The organism is Microbacterium saperdae (assembly GCF_006716345.1).
Classification (GTDB): Bacteria; Actinomycetota; Actinomycetes; order Actinomycetales; family Microbacteriaceae; genus Microbacterium; species Microbacterium saperdae.
This window is the reverse complement of record NZ_VFOX01000001.1, coordinates 120,741-141,186: the sequence shown is the minus strand read 5'-3', so window position 1 is coordinate 141,186 and position 20,446 is coordinate 120,741. Positions and strand designations below refer to the sequence as shown.

13 protein-coding genes are annotated in these 20,446 nt (G+C 69.2%); 7 read left to right on the top strand and 6 right to left on the bottom strand.

Annotated features, from left to right (window positions below):
* Nucleotides 1-61: 61 nt before the first annotated feature.
* The 5 genes from FB560_RS00665 to FB560_RS00645 form a co-directional block, all read right to left on the bottom strand.
* The gene (locus FB560_RS00665; protein WP_141870595.1) at nt 62-3,634 is read right to left on the bottom strand and encodes a glycoside hydrolase; all 3,573 of its coding nucleotides are present in this window, start codon (nt 3,632-3,634) and stop codon (nt 62-64) included.
* Nucleotides 3,635-3,758: 124 nt separating this feature from the next.
* Complete coding sequence (locus tag FB560_RS00660) at nt 3,759-4,784, bottom strand: LacI family DNA-binding transcriptional regulator (RefSeq protein ID WP_141870594.1); 1,026 nt, start codon at nt 4,782-4,784, stop codon at nt 3,759-3,761.
* 115 nt (nt 4,785-4,899) lie between these two features.
* Nucleotides 4,900-5,130 carry a hypothetical protein gene (locus FB560_RS00655; protein WP_141870593.1) on the bottom strand — a complete coding sequence of 77 codons (231 nt, stop codon included), beginning with the start codon at nt 5,128-5,130 and terminating at the stop codon, nt 4,900-4,902.
* The gene (locus FB560_RS00650) at nt 5,127-6,203 is read right to left on the bottom strand and encodes a COG1470 family protein (RefSeq protein WP_141870592.1); all 1,077 of its coding nucleotides are present in this window, start codon (nt 6,201-6,203) and stop codon (nt 5,127-5,129) included. Before FB560_RS00650 ends, FB560_RS00655 begins: the two co-directional genes overlap by 4 nt.
* 25 nt (nt 6,204-6,228) lie before the next feature.
* Nucleotides 6,229-6,855 (bottom strand): hypothetical protein, encoded by a 627-nt coding sequence (locus FB560_RS00645; protein ID WP_211349929.1) that lies wholly within the window; start codon nt 6,853-6,855, stop codon nt 6,229-6,231.
* Between the two features lie 357 nt (nt 6,856-7,212).
* On the opposite strand from FB560_RS00645, the gene FB560_RS00640 reads away from it, so the two are divergent.
* Entirely contained in the window at nt 7,213-10,176 is a 2,964-nt protein-coding gene (locus FB560_RS00640) for an immunoglobulin-like domain-containing protein (RefSeq protein ID WP_229673364.1), read from the top strand.
* 14 nt (nt 10,177-10,190) lie between these two features.
* Nucleotides 10,191-13,094: an immunoglobulin-like domain-containing protein gene (locus FB560_RS00635; protein ID WP_141870590.1), complete on the top strand. Its 2,904-nt coding sequence runs from the start codon at nt 10,191-10,193 to the stop codon at nt 13,092-13,094.
* Nucleotides 13,095-13,182: 88 nt separating this feature from the next.
* Here the strand turns inward: FB560_RS00635 and FB560_RS00630 are convergent, their stop codons facing one another.
* Nucleotides 13,183-14,442, bottom strand: coding sequence for an FAD-binding protein (locus FB560_RS00630; protein ID WP_141870589.1), 1,260 nt, complete (start codon nt 14,440-14,442; stop codon nt 13,183-13,185).
* Between the two features lie 76 nt (nt 14,443-14,518).
* Here FB560_RS00630 and FB560_RS00625 point away from each other — a divergent pair, with 76 nt between their 5' ends.
* The 5 genes from FB560_RS00625 (at nt 14,519) to arfA (ending at nt 20,436) form a co-directional block, all read left to right on the top strand.
* A complete protein-coding gene (locus tag FB560_RS00625) occupies nt 14,519-15,562 on the top strand; it encodes a LacI family DNA-binding transcriptional regulator (RefSeq protein ID WP_141870588.1) in 1,044 nt (347 codons plus the stop codon).
* 96 nt (nt 15,563-15,658) lie between these two features.
* Nucleotides 15,659-16,996, top strand: coding sequence for an extracellular solute-binding protein (locus FB560_RS00620; RefSeq protein WP_141870587.1), 1,338 nt, complete (start codon nt 15,659-15,661; stop codon nt 16,994-16,996).
* Complete coding sequence (locus FB560_RS00615; RefSeq protein WP_188895280.1) at nt 16,993-17,940, top strand: carbohydrate ABC transporter permease; 948 nt, start codon at nt 16,993-16,995, stop codon at nt 17,938-17,940. Before FB560_RS00620 ends, FB560_RS00615 begins: the two co-directional genes overlap by 4 nt.
* Nucleotides 17,940-18,854 carry a carbohydrate ABC transporter permease gene (locus FB560_RS00610; RefSeq protein WP_141870586.1) on the top strand — a complete coding sequence of 305 codons (915 nt, stop codon included), beginning with the start codon at nt 17,940-17,942 and terminating at the stop codon, nt 18,852-18,854. The genes FB560_RS00615 and FB560_RS00610 overlap by 1 nt, the downstream gene beginning before the upstream one ends.
* Nucleotides 18,855-18,900: 46 nt before the next feature.
* On the top strand, nt 18,901-20,436 hold the full coding sequence (arfA, locus tag FB560_RS00605; protein WP_141870585.1) for an arabinosylfuranosidase ArfA: 1,536 nt from the start codon (nt 18,901-18,903) through the stop codon (nt 20,434-20,436).
* Nucleotides 20,437-20,446: the final 10 nt, after the last annotated feature.

The window sequence follows — 20,446 nt, the reverse complement described above, 5'->3', positions numbered from 1 at the left end:
CACCCCCGCCACGCGGAAAGGCCCCACGGACAGCGTCCGCAGGGCCTTCCGATCTCGATGCTCAGCCGCAGGAGCCGGGCAGGTACGCCACCTGCAGGCTCTCCGTGACGCGGGTGCCGCCGGCATCCGCAGCCAGGTCCACCTGCACACTGCCCGCCGGGAACGATACGAGCCTGGTGGCCTGCGCGATCGCCGAGGGGCGCGCGCCCGGCTCCACGCCCCTGAGCGACTTCGTGCCGTACGGCGTCGTCAGCGTGATGTCGGTGGCGACGTCACTGGAGTTGGTGACCGAGAGCACCAGCTGCGCCTTGCCGGCGACGCAGCGCACGCTGGTCGCGACGGTCGCACCGAGTGAGGGCTCCACCGCATCCACGAAGGCGAGCGTGTAGGTGCGCGTCGCACCCGACGGCGCCGTGACGACGATCACCGCCTCTCCGTCGGCATCCGGCTGCGAGACCTCCGCCGACGCTGCCCGGTCGACGGCGACAGCGCGCACGGTGGGGCGCTCTCCCGCTCGCCACGGCACCTCGTACTCGGTGACCTCGGGCGAGAAGCCGGCCAGCGGCGTGCCGTCGAGCGATACTGCGGCGAGCGCGGCGACCGACGAGACGCCGGGCGCCGAGGCGGAGAGCTCGACCTCGGACACGACCAGGTGGGTCGCGGAGCGGGCGTTCATCACCACGCGCACGGCATCCGCCTGCACGCCCTTCATCGGCACCTCGACGATCGGGGCCGAGCCGTCGGCGGGCACGGGCACATCGACCGCACCGAGCGACGTCCATGCCCCCGTTCCCAGGCGGTACTCGACCGACAGCGACTGGGGCCACGTGTTCGACGAGCCGTCCTTGTAGAAGAAGAGCTTCGCGTTCTGCATGGTCGAGCTCGCGGCGAGCGTGTAGGTCAGCGTGTCCTGCGCGTTCTTGGTGCCGGACCTCCAGTTCGACCAGCCCTTGTCGGTCGTCACGCCGTTCTTGGTGCGATCGACGCCATAGCTCGAGCTCTCGGTGAACGTGGCGGATGCCGTGCTCGCCGGTGCCACGTTCGCCGCGGTCGGCTCGGTGACGATGACCGACAGCGTCGCCGTCAGTGCGATGCCGCCGGGCGCCTGCGCGCTTCCCGGAACAGTGACGACCCCGGGGCTCGCGAACGACGCGGCGGAGATCCCGCCCCAGTTCCACGTGACGGCGGTGTCGATCCGCTGATCGCTCGCGCCGACCACAGCAGGAACCGTGCCGGGCGCGGAAGCCTGCACGGTGGCGAGCGGCACCCCCGCATAGGTCGTGACGGACACGGGCTCAGAGAAGCCGACACTGCCGATCTCGACCGTCGCAGTGGCCTGGAAGGGCGCGCCGAACAGGTCGGTTCCGGAGCCGCTGACCGTGCGGGCACCGGGCGATGACCAGTCGACGCCCGCGGTCGCCCAGGTGACAGCGGCCGTGCGCTCGATGCCGCCGCGATACCTCAGCGTGACGGTGGCGGGGAGCGCGGGGGCGACGCCGGGCGCGGTGCCGGTCGCGACGTCCTTCACCGAGAGCATCTCGGTGTCGGCGAGGGTCCACCGCTGATTCGAGCCGTCGTTCGACGTCCACAACCCCACGCTCGCGCCATCGGCGCTGCTCTGGCCGTTGACGTCGAGCACCCGCTCGCTCGAGACGCTGAGCATCGAGAAGGTCTTGCCGTCCGTGGTCGACGAGATCCACTGCAGAGCAGGGTCGGATGCCGCATCCTCGGCACTCGCGCTGACGACGGCGACCGCGCCTCCCGACTCGGCGAGATAGCGGCCGTCACCCGCGCGCAGGGCGAACCGATGACGGTCGGTGCCCTCACCCTCGAGGCTCTGCACGGTCCAGGTCTGCGCGGTGGCGGCATCCGCGGTGGTGGCCGAGGTGCGGATGACGGCAGCCGTGCCGTTCGCAGCGAGGGCCTTGCCGCTCTGCACCCCGAAGAGCTGATAGTCGCGCCCGTCGCGCAGCGCGGTGGCGGAGTCCGCGACGCCCGAGACGTCGGAGACGAGGAGCGTGGTGACCGACTTCGCGGGCACCGTGATCGTCGCGGTGCGGTTCGCGGCGTCGACCGCCACGGCGGCGCCCTGCACGAGGGCGTTGCTCTCGGGGTTCTCGGTCTTGGACTGCGTGGTCACGATCGGGGTCACCGTCGCACCCGCACCCACTGAGCCGAAGCGCGAGAGGTCGATCGTGATCCGGCGCTCTGTGGGCTCGGAGTTCACGTGGACGAGCGTGAGACCGTCGCCGTCGGCGTCGACAGCCGCAGTGGTCTGCGTGTTGTCGGTCGGGATCAGCGCGTCACCGGGCTGGATGTAGTGCGTGAAGTTGCGCACGGTGTTGTACTTCGCGTTGGTCTGCACCTGGCAGCTCGGGTCGGCATCGCCGTCGGCGATGCGCCGCTCCGAGTCGCCGTCGGCATTGCAGTCGAAGTCGACGAACACCGAACCCCAGTTCTTGTCCTCGACCTTCTCCATGTTGTACGTGTCCTCGACCGGCTGCCAGAAGACCCAGGCGCTCGGCTCGAGCTCGCGCAGGTCGTCGACGATGCGCCCGGCCATGCCGAGACCGTTCTCGATGTTGGTGAGGTTGTACCCGGTTCCGTCCCAGTCGCCCTCGACCTCGCTCATCCAGAGCGGCTTGCCGGCGCTCTTGGCGATATCGCGCACCACGAGCCGGCCCGAGGTGCCGTACGTGTGCACGTTGAGCTGTGCGACCTCGGCCTTGGCCTCGTCGCTCCACGCGTTCCAGTTCGTCGCGAAGATCCCCGGGTTGGTCTCGTCCATCGCCGAGATGGGGACGTCGGTGGTGGTCCCGTCCTCGGCCAGCCGCGCGGCGAGGACCTTGATCATCTGGTCCTGCGCGACGGGCCCGACGTGGGCGCCCTCCTGGCGGCTCGCCGAGGTGGGCCAGCCGTTGCCGCCCAGCGTCGTGGACCAGTAGTTCGTGTTGGGCTCGTTGAACGGATCGAGGCTCTCGAAGTCGATCCCGTGCTCCTGCTCGATGCGTTCGACCACCGTGACGAGATAGTCGGCGAACGCCTCCATATCGGCCGGGGCGAGCTGCTCGCTGGTCCCGTTCCCGATACCGCCCGACACGTAGCCGCTCTGGGTGAGGAAGTAGGGCGGGGAGTTGCTGAACGCCTCCCAGTGCGTGATCTTGTCCTTGAGCGCGTCGATCCACCAGCGCTGCGTGGCATCCGCGTCGAAGTCGTAGCTCGCCGGGTCGTCGCCGTCCCAGGCGGCACGATAGTCGGCACGGTCGGCGTACGTGGAGCTGGCCAGATCGGGGTTCCACCAGCCGTCGACCGCGCCGCCGGGGCGCAGGTACCCGGGAACATCGGTGGCGTTGCCCCCGCCGATGTTGTATCTGGCGATGTTGAGGTTGAGCCCCTCCTCACCGAACACCTTGTCGAGGAGGTCCTGGCGGACGTCCTCCGGATAACCGCCCGTGGCGTTGGCGAACCAGACGAGGCTGGTTCCCCACCCCTCGAAGGGCTCGGACGCGTAGGCCGGATTGGGTGTGATCGTCAGGGGGACGGCGGCCGCTACGGCCGCGGGGCTGCCCGCGACGAGCATGCCCGCGGCGATGCCGCCGATCCCGAGCGCGGAAATGGTTCTCTTCGACTTCATCGTCTGTCCTCAGAGTGTGTTGACGTCAACAGTGAGCGGTAACAATGAGCATAGGGAAGCCCTCTGTTGACGTCAACCGTCCGTTCGGACGGGACCGATACGAGGCGACGTGCGCGCGGGGAGCTCAGGCCCGAGGGGCCGCCGTCGAGGAGCGTACGCGGAGTTCGGGCTGGATCAGCTCGCGCTCCCCGGTCTCCTCGCCCTCGATCGCGGCGACCAGTTCGCCGATGACGACCTCGCCCAGCAGCGCGAAGTGCTGGCGCACCGTGGTGAGCGGCGGCTGGTAGTGCCGCGCATCCGGCACATCGTCGAAACCGACGACGCTCACGTCGTCCGGTACACGGATGCCGCGCTCCGCCAGCCCGTGCATGACACCGAGCGCCATCTGGTCATTGGCGACGAAGACCGCCGTCGCGCCTCCGAGCTCGAGCTCGCGGCCGAAGGCGTAGCCGGAATCGGAGGACCAGTCGCCGATGAGAGGCGGCACGACCGGCAGCCCCTCCGCCTCGAGCGCCGCCTGCCAGGCCTCGGTGCGGGCCTTCGCATCGAACCAGTCGGGCGGGCCCGCGATGTGCAGGATCGTGCGGTGCCCGAGGTCGATCAGATGACGCACGGCCGCCGTCGCCCCCGCCCGCTGGTCGACGGATGCCGTGTGCATCTGCGCGTCCGGCTCCTCCTTGACGACCAGCGTGGGCACCGAGATCGCCTGCTGGCGCAGCAGATCGAGGGAAGAGGCGCGCGGCGCGATCACGCACAGGGCATCGACGCCCTGCGTCACCAGTTCGACGACACCGGCATCGACCCGGCGGCCATCCGCCTCGCCGACCGAGAAGCTGCTCACGGCGTAGCCGTTCTGCCTGGCGGCAACCTCGATCGCGCGCAGGACGCTGTTCGGACCGTAGAAGCCGGGATTGTCGATGATCACGCCGATCCGCATGGCCCGGTTGGTCGCGAGGGCGCGGGCGATCGAGCTGCGCGTGTAGTGCATCTCGTCGATCGCCGTCATCACCTTGTCCCTGGTGGACGCGCGGATGTTCGGATGGCCGTTGAGCACGCGCGAGACCGTCATGTGCGAGACACCCGCACGATCGGCGACGTCGTAGATGCTCGGCTTGCGTGAACCGCCGGCTGGTGCGGAATCGGTGGTCATGGAAGCCCCCCTCGCACGATGACCGCGAACGGTACAACGATAGTGCGCGAGAGGCGCGATCGTCGGATGCCGCCTACGGCGACTTCCGGCGGGCCGGCACACCGGCGGAAGGAGGTCAGGCCGCGGATCGCCTCCTGACCCACCGGCCGAGGACGATCGCACCGACGACGAGCAGTGCGATGCCGGCGGCGATCAGCAGCAGCGGCAGATCCGCACCGGTGCCGGCGAGGCCTTCGACGGGCGGCGGAGTGCGGAGCGGCAGGATCTCGACGTGGATCTGCACACCGCCGAACCGGCCGGTGGCATCGACATCCGTATCGTCGGCGAGCGCGAGGGGGAACGTCATCCGGCGATCTTCTCTCGGCCGTGGTCCGGGAGAGCCAGAGCCTCTTTGCGGCCGCGCTCGACGGCCTGCGAGATCAGGTCCTCGACCCGACGACGGGAGCGGATGCGGTTCCAGAGCAGGGCGAACACCAGCAGCGCGACCCCGGCGACGACGAGCAGCTGCGGCCAGGGCATCGCCCAGACCGTGACCGGCGTCGTCGAGGACGCCACGGCGAGCGTCTCTCCGTCGAGCGATGCGGCGACAGGTGCGACCGTCAGATCACCCGAGAGGAGGACGAGGGGCCAGACGCCGGTCATCGCGAGCGTGAACGAGCGGGTCTCACCGGGGAGCAGCACCTGCGGGCGCTGACCCTCGGCGGGGAAGGCGACCTGCTGACCCGCGATGCTCAGGGTGCCCGCGGCATCCATCCGTGCATTTCCGGTGTTCTGCACATCGAAGGTGACCGTGAGCTCACCGGCCTCGAAGGGGTTCGCGTCGACCCGGAAGTCGGTCTGCACACCGCCGACGGTGAAAGCAGGGGTGATCGCTCCCGCGACGCGGGTGATGACCTTGACCCCGACACGACTCTCGACACCGACCCCCGTCGTCCCGGAGTCGTCCGTCTTGACCGACATGACGGATGCCGCGACACCGGCCGCGTGATCTCCGGGTTCCGCGTTCTCGGGCACGGTGATCGTGAAGGGGATGACCGCAGAGCCACCCGCCGGGATCTCGACGTCGTCCGGGATGGCGATCCAGGTGCCGGCACCTGTCGACTCCTGATCGGAGGCGAGCATGTCGAACCTGCCCGCCTCGGTGTAGAAGCCGTCCGCAGCGGAGAGCGAGAAGACGACATCGCCCGCGCCGAGGTTGCGCACGAGCACGTGCTCCTCGACGCTCTCGCCGGGGTCCAGCTGGTGCTCGATCGTGACGCGGCCGTCTGCGCCGGTACTGTCCGCCGGAGACACCGACCACGAGACCGCGTCAGCCTGCGCATCCTCGGCGAGCGCGCTCGAGGGGAGCGCCACGCTTGCGAGCAGCGCGAGCAGAGCCGCGGCGCTCGACGCGATCCACGTGCGGGGGCGGGTCGTCATGATGTCTCCGGCGGACGAGGGGGACTCAGTACGAGTCTTCGAACAGCGACAGCGTCAGCGTCGAGGTGTACGAGCCGGGCGCGACGGTGACCGGGGTCTTCAGCACGAGGTTCGCCGTCGCGGTCCACTGCCCGGATGCCGCCTGCGCGTCCGCCGAGTCGAGGGCGAGGGCGAGCAGCTCCTGGCCGACCAGGCCGACGCCGTTCACGCCGCCGTCGATCGAGGTGCCGACCGTGTCTCCTTCGGCGACCTCGCCGTCATTGGCGGTCACGATGCTCGGCGTCCAGCCGAGGTGATCGGGGGTGATGCTCGCCTGGCCCGCGGCGCCGACGAAGTCGCTCGCCTGACCGGTGACGTACCAGAAGACCCCGGCGTCGACGTCCTCGCGGGTGTCCGTCACCGTGACGTTCGGCAGGGCCCCCGTGAACTGCCGGAACGACGCGGTCGACCCGGTCTCCGTGAGCGACGTCTCGGTTCCCGCGACGGTGAGGCTCAGCGCGCCGGTCTCGGTGGAGGCGATGTCGACCGTGACATCGACGTCGCCGGATCCGTTCTCGCTCGGGTCGGCGAAGGCGGCGACGCCCACACCGGCGAGCATCAGACCGCCGACGACTCCGACGGCGCAGCGCGCGGCCATGCTCTTCTTGCTCATGTTGGTCTCTCCAGTTCCTCGGCCGGCGGGTACCGCGCCGAATCGATGTCAGCCTGATGGCTGTCGGGTTCGCTTCAGGCATCGGGCAGGAACTGCGTGGGCGCCCTTGCCCGGCGCACTCCCCCAGTGGAGTGCAGCCGTCCCCAGGTTGTTAGCGGGAACATCGATACCCTACGATCCCCGTCATCTGCACGTCAAGTAGCGACGCGCGACCGAGGGACCTGATCGCTCGGTTTTCCGATCACCCCTGTATTTCCGGGAATGTGTCCGCTAACATTCCGAAGAGCCCGCCCGAAGGGCACCCCCGGATGACCGCGTCAGCGGGGCATTCAGTCAACGACGACAGGAGATCTCGCTGTGAGCGCATCCCGCCCCTCCCCACCCCCGCGCAGGCGGCTGACAGCCGCAGCCGTCGTCGGGACCCTCGCCGCATCGCTGTGCGCCCTGACCCCGTCCGCGGCGTTCGCCGCCGACGTGCCGACGCCCAGCGCGCACTACGACATGTCGCACTCGGGCGCCACGCTGCTCGACGTCTCAGGCAACGGGCGCAATGCCACACTGACCGGGTTCACGGACGCCTCGTTCGTCGACGCGGCGGGCGACGATGTGCTGCGCTTCAAGAAGGACGGCTACGCGGCACTCCCCCAGGGTCTCGTCTCCGGTGCAGACAACGACTTCACGGTCGAGTACACCGTGGCCACGCAGACGGCCGGGAATCAGTTCGGCTGGGTGATCGGCAACGGCGTCGGAGCATGGAACACCACCGCCCTCGGCAACCACGTCTTCGTGAACCCGCGTTCGGGCGAGGGCGGCTACAGCAACCAGGTGCTCTCCGGAATCCGGGTCAAGACCCCCACGGGCAACGGCGAGGTCCGCCTTCCCGCCGGCGGCGGCCTCAACCCCGGCTTCACGACACTCACCATGGTCGGCAGCGGCAACACCCTCACGCTGTATCGCGACGGCCAGGTCATCTCGACGACCACGCACTCCTCCAGCCTCAGCTCCATCGTGCCCACCTCCGGCACCCTCGGCTACCTGGGCCGCTCGCTCTACACGGGCGACGCGCTGCTCGCCGCCGACGTCACCGACGTGCGGTTCTGGGACACGTCACTGACCGCCGACCAGGTGACGGCGAGCATGCCGACCTCGTCGGAGAAGTCCGCGACCACGCAGGCGCTGCTCCGCGGAGATCTGCTGCCCGTCATCAAGGGAGCCAACGCCACGCTCGACGCGGTGCGCAGCAACCTCACCTTCCCCGCGTCCTCGAACGGCGTGTCCCTCACCTGGTCGTCGTCCGACGCCTCGGTGATCTCGAACACCGGCGTGGTCTCGCGTGCGGTCTCGACCGACACCACGGTGACGATCACCGCGACGCCGGCCTCCGGGTCGCCGATCACCTTCACCGTGACCGTGGCTGCCGCATCCGCTTCCGCCGATCTCGACGCGATCGACCTGTCCGAGCGCACCACCGAGAATCTCGCGCTGGTGACGAAGGGCGCGGTCGATGGTTCGACCATCACCTGGTCGTCCTCGGACGAGGACCTGGTCACCGCCACGGATGCCGCCTACGTCGCCCCCTCCGTCGGCGCGGCCGATCCGTACCGCGGCGGCGGCATCGTGGAGCGCCCGGCATACGGCACGGGCGACCGCGACGTCACCCTCACCGCCCGCGCGACGCTGAACGGCACGACGCTGTCGCGCGAGTTCACGGTGACGGTCGCCGAGCACGCGCGCACCGCGCCGGATGCCGGCTACGCCAGCGCCTACTTCAAGTCGGATGGCGACGAGAAGATCTACCAGGCGGCGACGAGCGGCAACGACTTCTTCACGTTCTCGCCCGTGAACGACGGCAAGGCCGTGATCACGTCGACCGCCGACACCACCGGTCTGCGCGACCCGTACATCCTGCGCTCGCACGACGGCGACAAGTACTACATGATCGCCACCGACCTCTGCATCAGCTGCGGCACCGGCTGGGGTCCCGCCCAGTCGCAGGGCAGCCTCAAGGTCGAGGTCTGGGAGTCGACCGACATGGTCTCGTGGACGCGCACCAACGGCGAGAACACGGGCATCACGATCAACCAGCCCGAGGCGGGCATGACCTGGGCGCCCGAGGCGTACTGGGATGACGATCTGGAATCGTACGTGGTGTTCTTCGCCTCCCGGAAGTACTCCGACGCGAGCCACACGAACAGCGACAACCTGTACGCCCGGATGTTCTACGTGACCACCCGCGACTTCCGGACCTTCACCTACCCGCCGACCAGCTGGCAGGACACGGGCTACGCGCGCATCGACTCCACGGTCACGAAGATCGGCGACTACTACTACCGCTTCACCAAGAACGAGGAGTCCGGCGCCGCCGGCACGCTCGAGGCCGGCAAGGACATCTTCCTCGAGCGCTCGACCGTGCTGACCGCACCGACGACCTCGTCGAACTGGAGCGCCGACCCGACCACGACCTGGCAGCTCACCGACACCCGGATGACCACGCTCGAGACCGGGCAGGCGGGCGAAGGACCCGAGATCATCAAGCTCAACGCGGGTGACCCGAACAACACCTCGGGTGACGGCTACGTCTTCCTCGTCGACAACTACAGCGCGGGCGGATACCGCGCCTTCCTCACCACGGGTGCGGAGATCGCGTCGAGCAGCCAGTCCGACCGTCTCTCGCAGCGTTCGACCTGGAACGTCCGCCCCGCGGGCGGGCTCCCGGCGAGCCCGCGTCACGGCGCCTTCGTCAGCGTGCCTCAGACCGTGCTCACCGCGATGCACGACTGGACGTCGATCGAGGCGGTCACGTCGACCACCGCGCTCGAGGTCGAGGCACGCCGCGCCACGGCAACCGTCACGGCGGCCGACGGCGGCGACGTCGCAGGAACCGTCACGTTCACGGGCGGCGCCTGGAGCGCGACGGTCCCCCTCTCCGAAGGCACCGCGGCGGTCGACATCCCCTCCGAGGTCACGGGTGTCACGGCGACCTACGACGGCTACAGCGACGGCCTGGTCACCACGTCGGCCTCGGCCGAGGTCCCCGTCAGCACGCTGACCATCACCACCACATCGAGCCTGCGCTGCGTGCTCGGCAAGGCTCAGGTCGTGGTCAACGTGCACAACGCGGCGACGGTCGCCGCATCCGTGACGGTCTCGACGCCCTACGGCTCGAAGACGCTGTCGCTCGCCGCGGGCGCATCGTCCTCGGCGTCGTTCGCCACCCGTCTCGCCAGCGTTCCCGCCGGCAGCATCACGGTGACGGCGACCGGACCGGGCGACCAGAGCTTCACCGGATCCAGCCCTCTCGCCGCAGGCACCTGCAACTGATCGGAGAAGCGACCATGACGAGTCTGCTCACCAGGAGCATCCGCAAGGCGACGGCCGTGGCCGCCGCTGCCGCGACCGTGGTGGCGATCGGAGCCGTGTCGACGCACACGGCCTCGGTCGCCGCCGAGGGGCCGACGCCCCTCATCCACTACACATTCGATGCCGCCTCCGGCGCGACGGTCGGTGACGCCACCGGCAACGGGTACGACGCCACGCTCAGGCAGAACGGCGCCAAGGTCGAGAACGGACAGCTCTCGCTGCCCGGAGGCAGCGCGTCGAGCGCGGGCTACCTCGAGATCCCGACCTCGGGGCTCGTCGGCAAGAAGACGCTGACGGTCTCGACCTGGCTGAGCGGACGCACGGGTCCTGCCAACACGGCGGCGGCGTTCCTCGGTGCTCCCGTCGCCTCGGGAGCGAGCTACTCCAGCGGCTACTGGCTGCTCAACCCGGCCAACCCGAGCGGCTACGTGAAGTCCGTCGTGACGAACACCACGAACGCGGGGGCTCCGTGGGGCACCGAGGTCGGCGCCGGCGCGACGAACGCCGCGACCTCCGGGGCGCGCACACCCGCCGGGATGTCGCTGTACACGAGCGTGATCGACGGCACCGCCGGCACCCTGACGACGTACGTCAACGGTGCGCAGATCTCGTCGGTCACGATCGGGCGCGACGTGTCGTCGTTCGGCTCGTCCCTGGTCGGCTACCTCGGGCGCTCGACGTACAACGACGCGGGCTGGGCGGGCGATGTCGACGACTTCGCCGTCTACGGGAGCGCGCTCAGCTCCGCACAGGTGCAGCAGATCTTCTCGGATCAGGCGCTCGAGCGGGCCGTGGCCTCGGTCACTGTCCCGTCCAGCGCGACCGAGGCGTTCACGCTGCCGACCACGACGAGCGGGGTCGCGATCTCCTGGGACTCCGACAGCCCCGCGGTGCAGATCACCGGCGGTGCCGCGGCGGTGCTCCGCCCCGCCCCCGGGTCGGAGGATGCCGTGGCCACGCTCACCGCGACGTTCACGGTCGGCGGCGCGCTGACCACCCGGACGTTCACGGTCACGGTGCCCGCCGCGCTCTCCGACCAGGCCAAGGTCGATGCCGATCTGGCTGCCGTCGCGGTGGCCGATGCCGACGACCTCAGGGCCTCGTTCTCGGTCCCGACGACCGGCGCGAACGGTTCGACTCTGAGCTGGACCGTCACGGCAGGTTCCGCGTCCGCTGCGCTCCGTGCGGGAGTGCGTGACGGATCCGCGACCGTGTCGATCACCCGCCCGGCGGCCGGCTCGGCATCGGCATCCGCGACGCTCTCGGTCACGGCATCCGTCGGGAACGCCACGGCGACGCGCACGTTCGCGCTGACCGTGCGCCCTCAGCCGGCGGACGACGCCGAGAAGGAAGCCTACGTCTGGACGTTCTTCACCGGCGAAGGTGCCGGCGCGGAGCGCGTGAGTCTCGCCGCGTCGAAGGGCGACGACGCGCTGCGCTGGAACACGCTGAACGGCGGCGAGCCGATCTTCACCTCGACCCAGGGCACGCAGGGTCTGCGCGATCCCTTCATCATCCGCTCGCACGAGGGCGACAAGTTCTACATGCTCGCGACCGACCTGAAGATCGACGGCCTGGCCGGCGGCTTCTCGACCGCGCAGATCTCGGGATCGCAGTACATCGAGGTGTGGGAGTCCACCGACATCGTGAACTGGTCCGCTCAGCGCCATGTGAAGGTGTCGTCGGCGTATGCGGGCAACACCTGGGCGCCGGAGGCGTACTGGGATGAGCAGATCCAGCGCTACGTCGTCTTCTGGGCGTCGAACCTCTACCCGACCACGGATGCGTCCACCCGCACCGCCGTGACGTACAACCGCATGATGTACGCGACGACGGATGACTTCGTGACGTTCTCCGAGCCGCAGATCTGGTCGGACGTGCGGCGCGGAACGGGACTCGGTCTGATCGACTCGACCGTCGCGGAAGAGGACGGCGTCTACTACCGCTTCACGAAGGACGAGGCATCGATGACGATCCGCGAGGAGAAGTCGACCGACCTGCTCGCCACGATCAGCGGTGCGCTGCCCGGTACGAGCGGCAGCGCCGACGAGTGGACCCTGGTGAAGGAGCGGATCGCGACCGGGCTGCCGAACGGCGAACCCGGCGGCACCTACTCCAGCGGTGAGGGACCGAACATCTTCGCCGCGAACCCCGGTGACGTGAACGGCCTGTCCTGGTATCTGTTCATCGATCAGCCGTCGTACCACGGCGGACCGAACCACTACATCCCGTTCGGATCCGACGACATCACCGACGGCTCGTCGTGGCAGGCGCTCGGTTCGACGCTGCGGGCGAACCTGCCCCAGAACAGCGACGGCGGCAAGCCGCGGCACGGCACGGTGATCCCGGTGACCCGCGCGGAGTACCAGACGGTGCTGGAGGGTTTCGCGCCCGAGATCGCGGTGACCGACGTCGCCCCGCTCGCCGTGTCGACCCGCGCCGGCAGCGCGCCCGTGCTGCCGAAGGCGACGTTGACGACGGCGAGCGGTGCCACCACGTCGGTCGATGTCGCGTGGGAGGGCGTCGACCCGGCCGATTACGCGGCAGCCGGCACCTTCACGGTGCGCGGGGTCGCCCAGGACGCCTCGCGCATGCCGGTCACGGCGACGGTCACCGTCACCCCGGGCATCGGACTCGACCTGTCGACGCGCTGTGTGGCGGGCAAGGTCGTCCTCACGGTGAAGGTCGCCAATGCCGGCACGGATGCCGCGCGGGTCACGGTGTCGTCCGCCTACGGCACCCAGGTCGTGGACCTCGCCGGGGGCAAGACCTCGACGGTGACCTTCAGCACGCGTGCCGCCTCGGTGGCCGCGGGCGAGGTGCAGGCGACGGTGTCTGGCTCGACGGTCACGGAGACGTTCGCCGCCAAGACCTGCTGATCGCTTCCGCTCCGCGACGCTCCCGTCGCGATACGTCAGTCGAATCCTCGGATTCCGCTGTCGTGTCGCGGCGGGAGCGACGTTCGTTCTACAGACCCAGCCGCTGCAGGTACGGGTTCACGAGGCGGCGCTCGGGGTCGTACGCGGCGGCGAGAGCGGCGAAGTCGTCCCATCGCGGATAGCGGGAGCGCACCTCGGCCGGGTCGAGCGTGAACACCTTGCCCCAGTGCGGGCGCGCGGTCTCGGGCAGCGCGGCCTCGATCGTGGGGAGCAGCGCGCGGACGGCTTCCTCCTCGGGCTTCCAGGTGAAGTGGATGCCGACGGCATCCGTGCCGTGCGAGGAACTCAGCCACAGGTCGTCCGCGCGGACAGTGCGGATCTCGTTGACCAGCAGCAGCGGCGCGATCTGTCCTGCCAGCATCCGCACCGCCTGGATCGCCGCGACCGCATCGGCGCGGGGCACGAGGTACTCGCTCTGCAGCTCGGCGCCGGCCGACGGGGTGTATTCGAGCTTGAAGTGGGTGAGGCGCTCGAACCACGGCGCCGCCACCCCGAGCTGCTCGGTGCAGGCGACGGGGTCCACGCCGAGGATCGGATGCCGCTTCGCCGTCGCCGGCTCCGCGCCCAGGCGCTCGAACAGCGACTCCCGCGCGGCCTCCCGCGCCTCCGGCTGCCGTTGCTTGACCCAGATCTGGTCGACGAAGTCGGTGCGCTCCCACGTCGAGAACAGGCTCACACTGGTGCCGATCGACGTCACCTCGTCGAAGTCGGCGAGCACGGCATCCCAGCTCGGGTGCTCGAACACGAACTGCGACACCTGGTAGGTCGGTTCCACGTCGAGCGTGACGTCGAGCACCACGCCGAGCGTCCCGAGGCTCACCACGGCGCCGTCGAAGCCGTCGTCGCCGCGGCGGAGGCGGCGGATCTCCCCCGCGGCGGTGAGGATCGTGATCGCGCGGACCGCGCTCGCCAGAGACCCGATCGCATCGCCCGAGCCGTGCGTGCCGGTCGCGACGGCTCCGGCGATCGAGATGTGCGGCAGCGAGGCGAGGTTCGCGAGCGCGAGACCCTCGGCCTCCAGCAGTGGCGCGATGTCGCCGTAGCGCAGGCCGGCCGAGACGCGCACCGCGTCCCGCTCCTCGCTCACCTCGAACACGCGAGGCAGACGGTCCAGCGCGATCAGCGTGCCGTCGGTGTCGGCGATGTCGTTGAAGCAGTGCCGCGATCCGAGCACGCGCACCGGGCCGCCCTGCGCCAGCAGTGCGCGCACCTCGTCGACCGAGGTCGGATGTGCGAGCGTCGCTGCTCGATACGTGAGGTTGCCCGCCCAGTTGCGTTCGTTGCTCATGCCGTCATCGTAGTCATGCGTCCCGCTACATCGATGTACTCGTGACGCTCAGCGACCTCCCGGATAGGGTGACAGGATGACTGCGATGCCGCCCCGGGCCACGATGAAGGACGTCGCGGCACTCGCGGGCGTCTCGCCGAAGACCGTGTCGAACGTGGTCACCGGCACCGTCCCGGTGAACGAGGACACGCGCAGCAAGGTCGAGGCGGCGATGCTGCAGCTCGACTTCGTGCCGAACCTCAGCGCCCGCGGTCTGCGCAAGGGGCGCTCGGGCATCATCGCGGTCGCCCTCCCCGATCTCGCCACGGCATTCTCGGCCGAACTCATGCATCGCATCGTCGAGGCCGCGCACGAACGCGGCCTCGCGGTGCAGATCGAGGAGACGGCATCCGATCCGGAGCGCGAGAAGGAGCTGGTCTCCCGCGCCAGAGCACATCTGGTCGACGGCCTGATCCTGAACCCGATCCGCCTCGAGGACAGTGTGCTGAAGTACGCCGACCGCCTGCCTCCCCTGGTGGTGATCGGCGAGGTCGAGCAGAACCGGGCGGATCACGTGCGCATCGACAGCCGCCTCGCGGCCGCGGATGCCACACGCCACGTGCTTTCCCGCGGCGCCAGGCGTATCGCCGTGGTGGGAGCGGATGACGATCCCTCGGTCGCGACGGCGACCAGCCGCCTGCGCCTCGAGGGAGTCCACGACGCGCTCCGTGAGGCGGGGATCCCCCGCGACCCCGCCCTCGAGATCAACCGCCTCCCGTGGTCGATGTCGGGAGGCGCGGATGCCGTGCGCGCATTGCTCGACCGCAAGGTCGCCTTCGACGCGATCGTGGCGCTCACCGACACCCTGGCGCTGGGGGCCCTGCACACGCTGCATGAGAACGGCATCCGCGTACCGGAAGACGTGATCGTGACCGGCTTCGACGACGTGGAGTTCTCGAAGTTCACCTCGCCGTCGCTGACGACGATCGCCTTCGATCGCCGCGCGTTCGCCGTCGCCGCCCTCGGGCTGCTGGAATCGCGCATGGACGACCGGGCTGCCCTGCCGCAGGCGCTCACGCTCTCGCACCGGCTGCTGGAGCGCGCCAGCACCGCGGGGCGCCCCGCCGGTCACCACCCCTGATCAGCCTGCCGGGACCGGTCACGGAATGATGCTTGCGCCCGCCATTACATCGATGTAATGATGAGTCGTCCACCTCACAGTCACGAAGGAGTGACGATGACGCCCCCGCTCGATCTGTCCAGAAGGCAGTTCCTCACTGCCGCCTCCCTCGCCGCCGGCACCGTGCTGCTCGCCGGCTGCGCCCCCGGAGCCGTCGCCGGCTCCCGCACCGAGACCCTGCAGTTCTGGCATCTGCTCTCCGGAGGTGACGGCGTCACGATGTCGTCGCTGCTCGACCAGGTGAACAGCGCGCAGTCCGCGTTCCGCATCCGCCCCACCGTGCTCGCCTGGGGCACCCCGTACTACACGAAGCTCGCGATGGCCGGCGCCGGCGGTCGGGCACCGGACGTCGCGATCATGCACGCCACCCGCACGGTCGGCTGGGCGCCGGGCGGCCTGCTCGACACCTGGGACCTCGACCGGCTCGCCGCGCTCGGCGTCGACGCCTCCACCTTCCCGACCCCCATCTGGGAGAAGGGCTTCGTCGGCGAGAACATGTACAGCGTCGCTCTCGACGCGCACCCCTTCGTCGCGATGTTCAACACCGAGATCTGCGATGCGGCGGGCGTGCTCGACTCCGACGGCCGCCTGCAGGAGACCTCCTCTCCGGAGGAGTTCCTGGACCAGCTGCGCACGATCGGCGGTTCCGCCGAGGGTCACGCCCTGTCGTACGGCTACCTCGGCGACGGTGCCCAGATGTGGCGCCTGTTCTACGGGCTGTACGCCCAGCACGGCCTCGCGATCGAACTGCCCGTCGGCGGCAAGGCCGTGATCGACAAGGATGCCGCCGTCGAATCCCTGACCTTCATGCAGACGCTCCTCGACGGCGAGATCGCCGCGGCGCAGGCCGACTACGGCGGAGCGGTGGCCGAGTTCGCGACGGGCAAGAGCGGCATGCTCTTCACCGGGGTGTGGGAGCTGCGCACCATGCAGAACGCGAAGCTCCCCTTCGACGCGACCATGATCCCCACGCTCTACGGAACCCCGGCGGTGTACGCCGACTCGCACTCCTTCGTGCTGCCGCATCAGACGAACGCCGATCCGGTGCGCCGCGACCTGACGTATCAGTTCGTCGCCGACATGCTGAAGGGCTCGTTCGGGTGGGCGGAGGCCGGACACATCCCGGCGTTCCTCCCCGTCACCTCGTCCCCCGCCTACGCCGACCTGATCCCGCAGGCGCACTACGCCGAAGCAGCCGAGCACGTCGTCTACGACCCGACCGCCTGGTTCACCGGATCGGGCTCCAACTTCCAGAGCGAGTTCGGCGCGGCCGTCCAGGGCGTGCTGCTCTCGGGCGACGACCCCGCCGCGGCGATCGACCGTTTCGAGACCCGCGTAAACACCCTGCTCCGCCAACCCAACCCCGCCGATCCCGAGGGGACGTGGAAGCCATGACCACGACAGCAGCCACCACCCGCACGATCGTCACGGGCAGCGCCGCCGACTTCCGCCCCCGACGCGCAGGCTCGCGCAACCGGGAGCAACTGGTCAGCTGGGCGTTCCTCGCCCCGTTCCTGATCGCCTTCGCGCTGTTCCTGGTCTGGCCGATCATCCACGGCATCATCCTGAGCTTCACGGATCAGTCGCTCACGGGTGCCGGCGGCGCCTTCGTCGGCTTCGCCAACTACGCCGAGGCCCTGACCGACCCCGTGATGTGGCAGTCGATGGGCAACACGGTCTGGTTCACCCTCCTCTCCACCGTGCCGCTCGTGGTCATCGCGCTGCTCATGGCGGCGCTGGTCGATCGCGGACTGCCCGGGCAGTGGCTCTGGCGCCTGTCGTTCTTCATGCCGTACCTGCTGGCGTCGACCGTGATCTCGCAGATCTGGGTCTGGATCTTCAACCCGCAGATCGGTGCGGCCAACAACATCCTGAAGTTCTTCGGACTGGAGCCGCTGGCGTGGCTGCAGAACCCCGAGACCAACATGCTCTCGATCGTGATCGCGACCGTGTGGTGGACCGTCGGATTCAACTTCCTGCTCTACCTCGCGGCCATGCAGAACATCCCCTCGCAGCAGTACGAGGCGGCATCGCTCGACGGCGCGGGTCCGTGGCGCCAGTTCTGGTCGATCACGCTTCCGCAGCTGGGACCGGCGACCGTGCTGATCCTCATCCTGCAGATCCTCGCCTCGCTCAAACTGTTCGATCAGGCGTACCAGATGCTCGGCGGCGTCGCGAGCGACACCACCCGCTCGATCGTGCAGTACATCTACGAGGCCGGTTTCGTGAGCTACCGGTTCGGCTACTCGGCCGCGATCTCGTACGTCTTCTTCGCCCTCATCGTCGTCATCGGCGTCGCGCAGGCCCTGGTCTCGCGTCGCCGGAAGGAGCAGCAGTGATGTCCTCCACCACCCTCTCCCCCACCGAGACCCTGACCGTTCCGAAGCCCGCCCGCCGCGCCGCACGTCCGCACCTGCCCGGCCAGAAGCCCTTCGCTCCGCTCCGGGTCACCGCGTTCATCGTGCTCGCGATCCTGGCGCTCGGCTGGCTGCTGCCGTTCCTCTGGGCGATCGCCACCGCGTTCAAGACCGAGACGGATGCCGCCTCCGGCGATCCGTCCTGGATCGGTGCGACCGGGCCGACGATCGAGGCGTTCACGGCGATCCTGTCGCAGGGCAACGTGTACACCTGGGCGCTCAACAGCCTGTTCACCTCGGTCGCGATCACCCTGATCACCCTCACGATCTCCGCTCTCGCCGCCTACGCCTTCTCGCGCCTCGACTTCACGGGTCGCAAGTGGCTGTTCGTGGTGATCATCGCCTCGATCGTGGTGCCGCCGCAGGTGCTGATCATCCCGCTGTTCTACGAGATGCTCGCCTTCAACCTGATCGACACCTACTGGGGCCTGATCCTGCCTCAGGTCGTGGCGCCGGCGATGGTGTTCATCCTGAAGCGGTTCTTCGACGCGATCCCGATCGAGCTGGAAGACGCCGCCCGCGTCGACGGCGCCAGCCGCCTGCGCATCTTCTGGTCGATCGTGCTGCCCCTGTCGCGGCCGATCCTGGCATCCGTCGCGATCTTCGTGTTCATCGGCGCCTGGAACAACTTCCTGTGGCCCTTCCTCGTCATCAACGACACCACTCTGATGACGCTCCCGGTGGGACTGCAGACCGTGATCAGCGCCTACGGCGTGCAGTACGCGCAGGTCATGGCGCAGGCCGTGCTCGCCGCGCTTCCGCTCATCATCGTCTTCATCATCTTCCAGAAGCAGATCGTCAAGGGAGTCGCGACGAGCGGCTTCGGCGGTCAGTAGAACCGCACCCGACATCCCCTACCCCGGCCCACTCACAAGGAGAGCAATGTCTCAGGCCCGCATCACCATCGACCGCGACTTCACGATCGCCGACGTCCCCCGCCGACTCTTCGGGTCGTTCGTCGAGCACATGGGCCGCTGCGTGTACACCGGCATCTACGAGCCGGGCCACCCGCAGGCCGACGAGCGCGGCTTCCGCACCGACGTGCTCGCCCTCGTGAAGGAGATGGGACCGACCGTGGTCCGCTACCCTGGCGGAAACTTCGTCTCGGGGTACCGCTGGGAGGACGGCGTCGGCCCCGTCGAGGATCGCCCGGTGCGCATCGACGGCGCCTGGCACACGATCGAGACCAACGCATTCGGTCTGCACGAGTTCATGGACTGGGCCAAGGAGGCCGACGTCGAGGTCATGGAGGCCATCAACCTCGGTACCCGCGGCGTCGAGGAGGCCCGCGCACTGGTCGAGTATGCGAACCACCCCGGCGGCACCTACTGGTCGGACCTCCGTCGCAGGAACGGCGCGGAGCAGCCCTTCGACATCAAGCTGTGGTGTCTGGGCAACGAGCTCGACGGACCGTGGCAGATCGGCGGCAAGACCGCAGCCGAGTACGGCCGGCTGGCGCAGGAGTCCGCCAAGGCCATGAAGCTGGTCGATCCGTCGATCGAACTGGTCGCGGTGGGATCCTCGAGCAGGTCCATGCCGACGTTCGGCTCGTGGGAGCACACCGTGCTCACCCACGCCTACGACGAGGTCGACTTCGTCTCGATGCACGCCTACTACCAGGAGCACGACGGCGACACCGAGTCGTTCCTGGCGGAGTCCGTCGACATGGACGGCTTCATCGAGGGCGTCATCGCCACGGTCGACGCGGTCAAGGCGGCGGGCAAGCACACCAAGCAGGTCGACATCTCATTCGACGAGTGGAACGTGTGGGACCAGCGCACGTACAACGACGTCGAGGCCGGAGAGATCGCGAAGGCCGGATGGCGTCAGCATCCGCGTCTGATCGAGGACACGTACTCGGTGACGGATGCGGTCGTCGTCGGCACCCTGCTGAACAGCCTGCTGCGTCACGGCGACCGCGTGCGCATCGCCAACCAGGCCCAGCTCGTGAACGTGATCGCGCCGATCCGCTCCGAGGAGAACGGTCCGGCCTGGCGCCAGACCAGCTTCTGGCCGTTCGAGCGGATGGCGCGCCTCGCGAAGGGCCGCATCCTGCGCCTCGCCGTGACCGCCTCGCAGATCGAGACGAAGCGCTACGGCGGTGTGGACTCCATCGATGCCGCCGCGACCTGGGACGAGGAGTCCGGGAAGCTCGTGGTGTTCGTCGCCAACCGCTCGCTGGAGGAGCAGAACGACCTCACGATCGACCTGCACGGGCTCGGCGACCTGCGCCTGCGCCAGGCCGAGACGCTGACCGTGCCGGAGGGCGGCGACCGCCGCACCGCGAACCTCGAGACCGCCCCGGACACGGTGCACATGGTTCCGCTCGCCGGCGCCGAGGTCGTCGGCGGCGCCGTGCGCGCCACCCTGCCTCCGCTGTCGTGGTCGGTCATCGAGCTGGATGTGACGCGCGCCTGACGCTTCCTGA

Excerpts from the sequence above, each read along its gene's own strand:
- FB560_RS00665 (WP_141870595.1), bottom strand. The coding sequence starts at position 3,634 with ATGAAGTCGAAGAGAACCATTTCCGCGCTCGGGATCGGCGGCATCGCC.
- FB560_RS00660 (WP_141870594.1), bottom strand. The coding sequence starts at position 4,784 with ATGACCACCGATTCCGCACCAGCCGGCGGTTCACGCAAGCCGAGCATC.
- FB560_RS00655 (WP_141870593.1), bottom strand. The coding sequence starts at position 5,130 with ATGACGTTCCCCCTCGCGCTCGCCGACGATACGGATGTCGATGCCACC.
- FB560_RS00650 (WP_141870592.1), bottom strand. The coding sequence starts at position 6,203 with ATGACGACCCGCCCCCGCACGTGGATCGCGTCGAGCGCCGCGGCTCTG.
- FB560_RS00645 (WP_211349929.1), bottom strand. The coding sequence starts at position 6,855 with ATGAGCAAGAAGAGCATGGCCGCGCGCTGCGCCGTCGGAGTCGTCGGC.
- FB560_RS00635 (WP_141870590.1), top strand. The coding sequence starts at position 10,191 with ATGACGAGTCTGCTCACCAGGAGCATCCGCAAGGCGACGGCCGTGGCC.
- FB560_RS00630 (WP_141870589.1), bottom strand. The coding sequence starts at position 14,442 with ATGAGCAACGAACGCAACTGGGCGGGCAACCTCACGTATCGAGCAGCG.
- FB560_RS00625 (WP_141870588.1), top strand. The coding sequence starts at position 14,519 with ATGACTGCGATGCCGCCCCGGGCCACGATGAAGGACGTCGCGGCACTC.
- FB560_RS00620 (WP_141870587.1), top strand. The coding sequence starts at position 15,659 with ATGACGCCCCCGCTCGATCTGTCCAGAAGGCAGTTCCTCACTGCCGCC.
- FB560_RS00615 (WP_188895280.1), top strand. The coding sequence starts at position 16,993 with ATGACCACGACAGCAGCCACCACCCGCACGATCGTCACGGGCAGCGCC.
- FB560_RS00610 (WP_141870586.1), top strand. The coding sequence starts at position 17,940 with ATGTCCTCCACCACCCTCTCCCCCACCGAGACCCTGACCGTTCCGAAG.
- arfA (WP_141870585.1), top strand. The coding sequence starts at position 18,901 with ATGTCTCAGGCCCGCATCACCATCGACCGCGACTTCACGATCGCCGAC.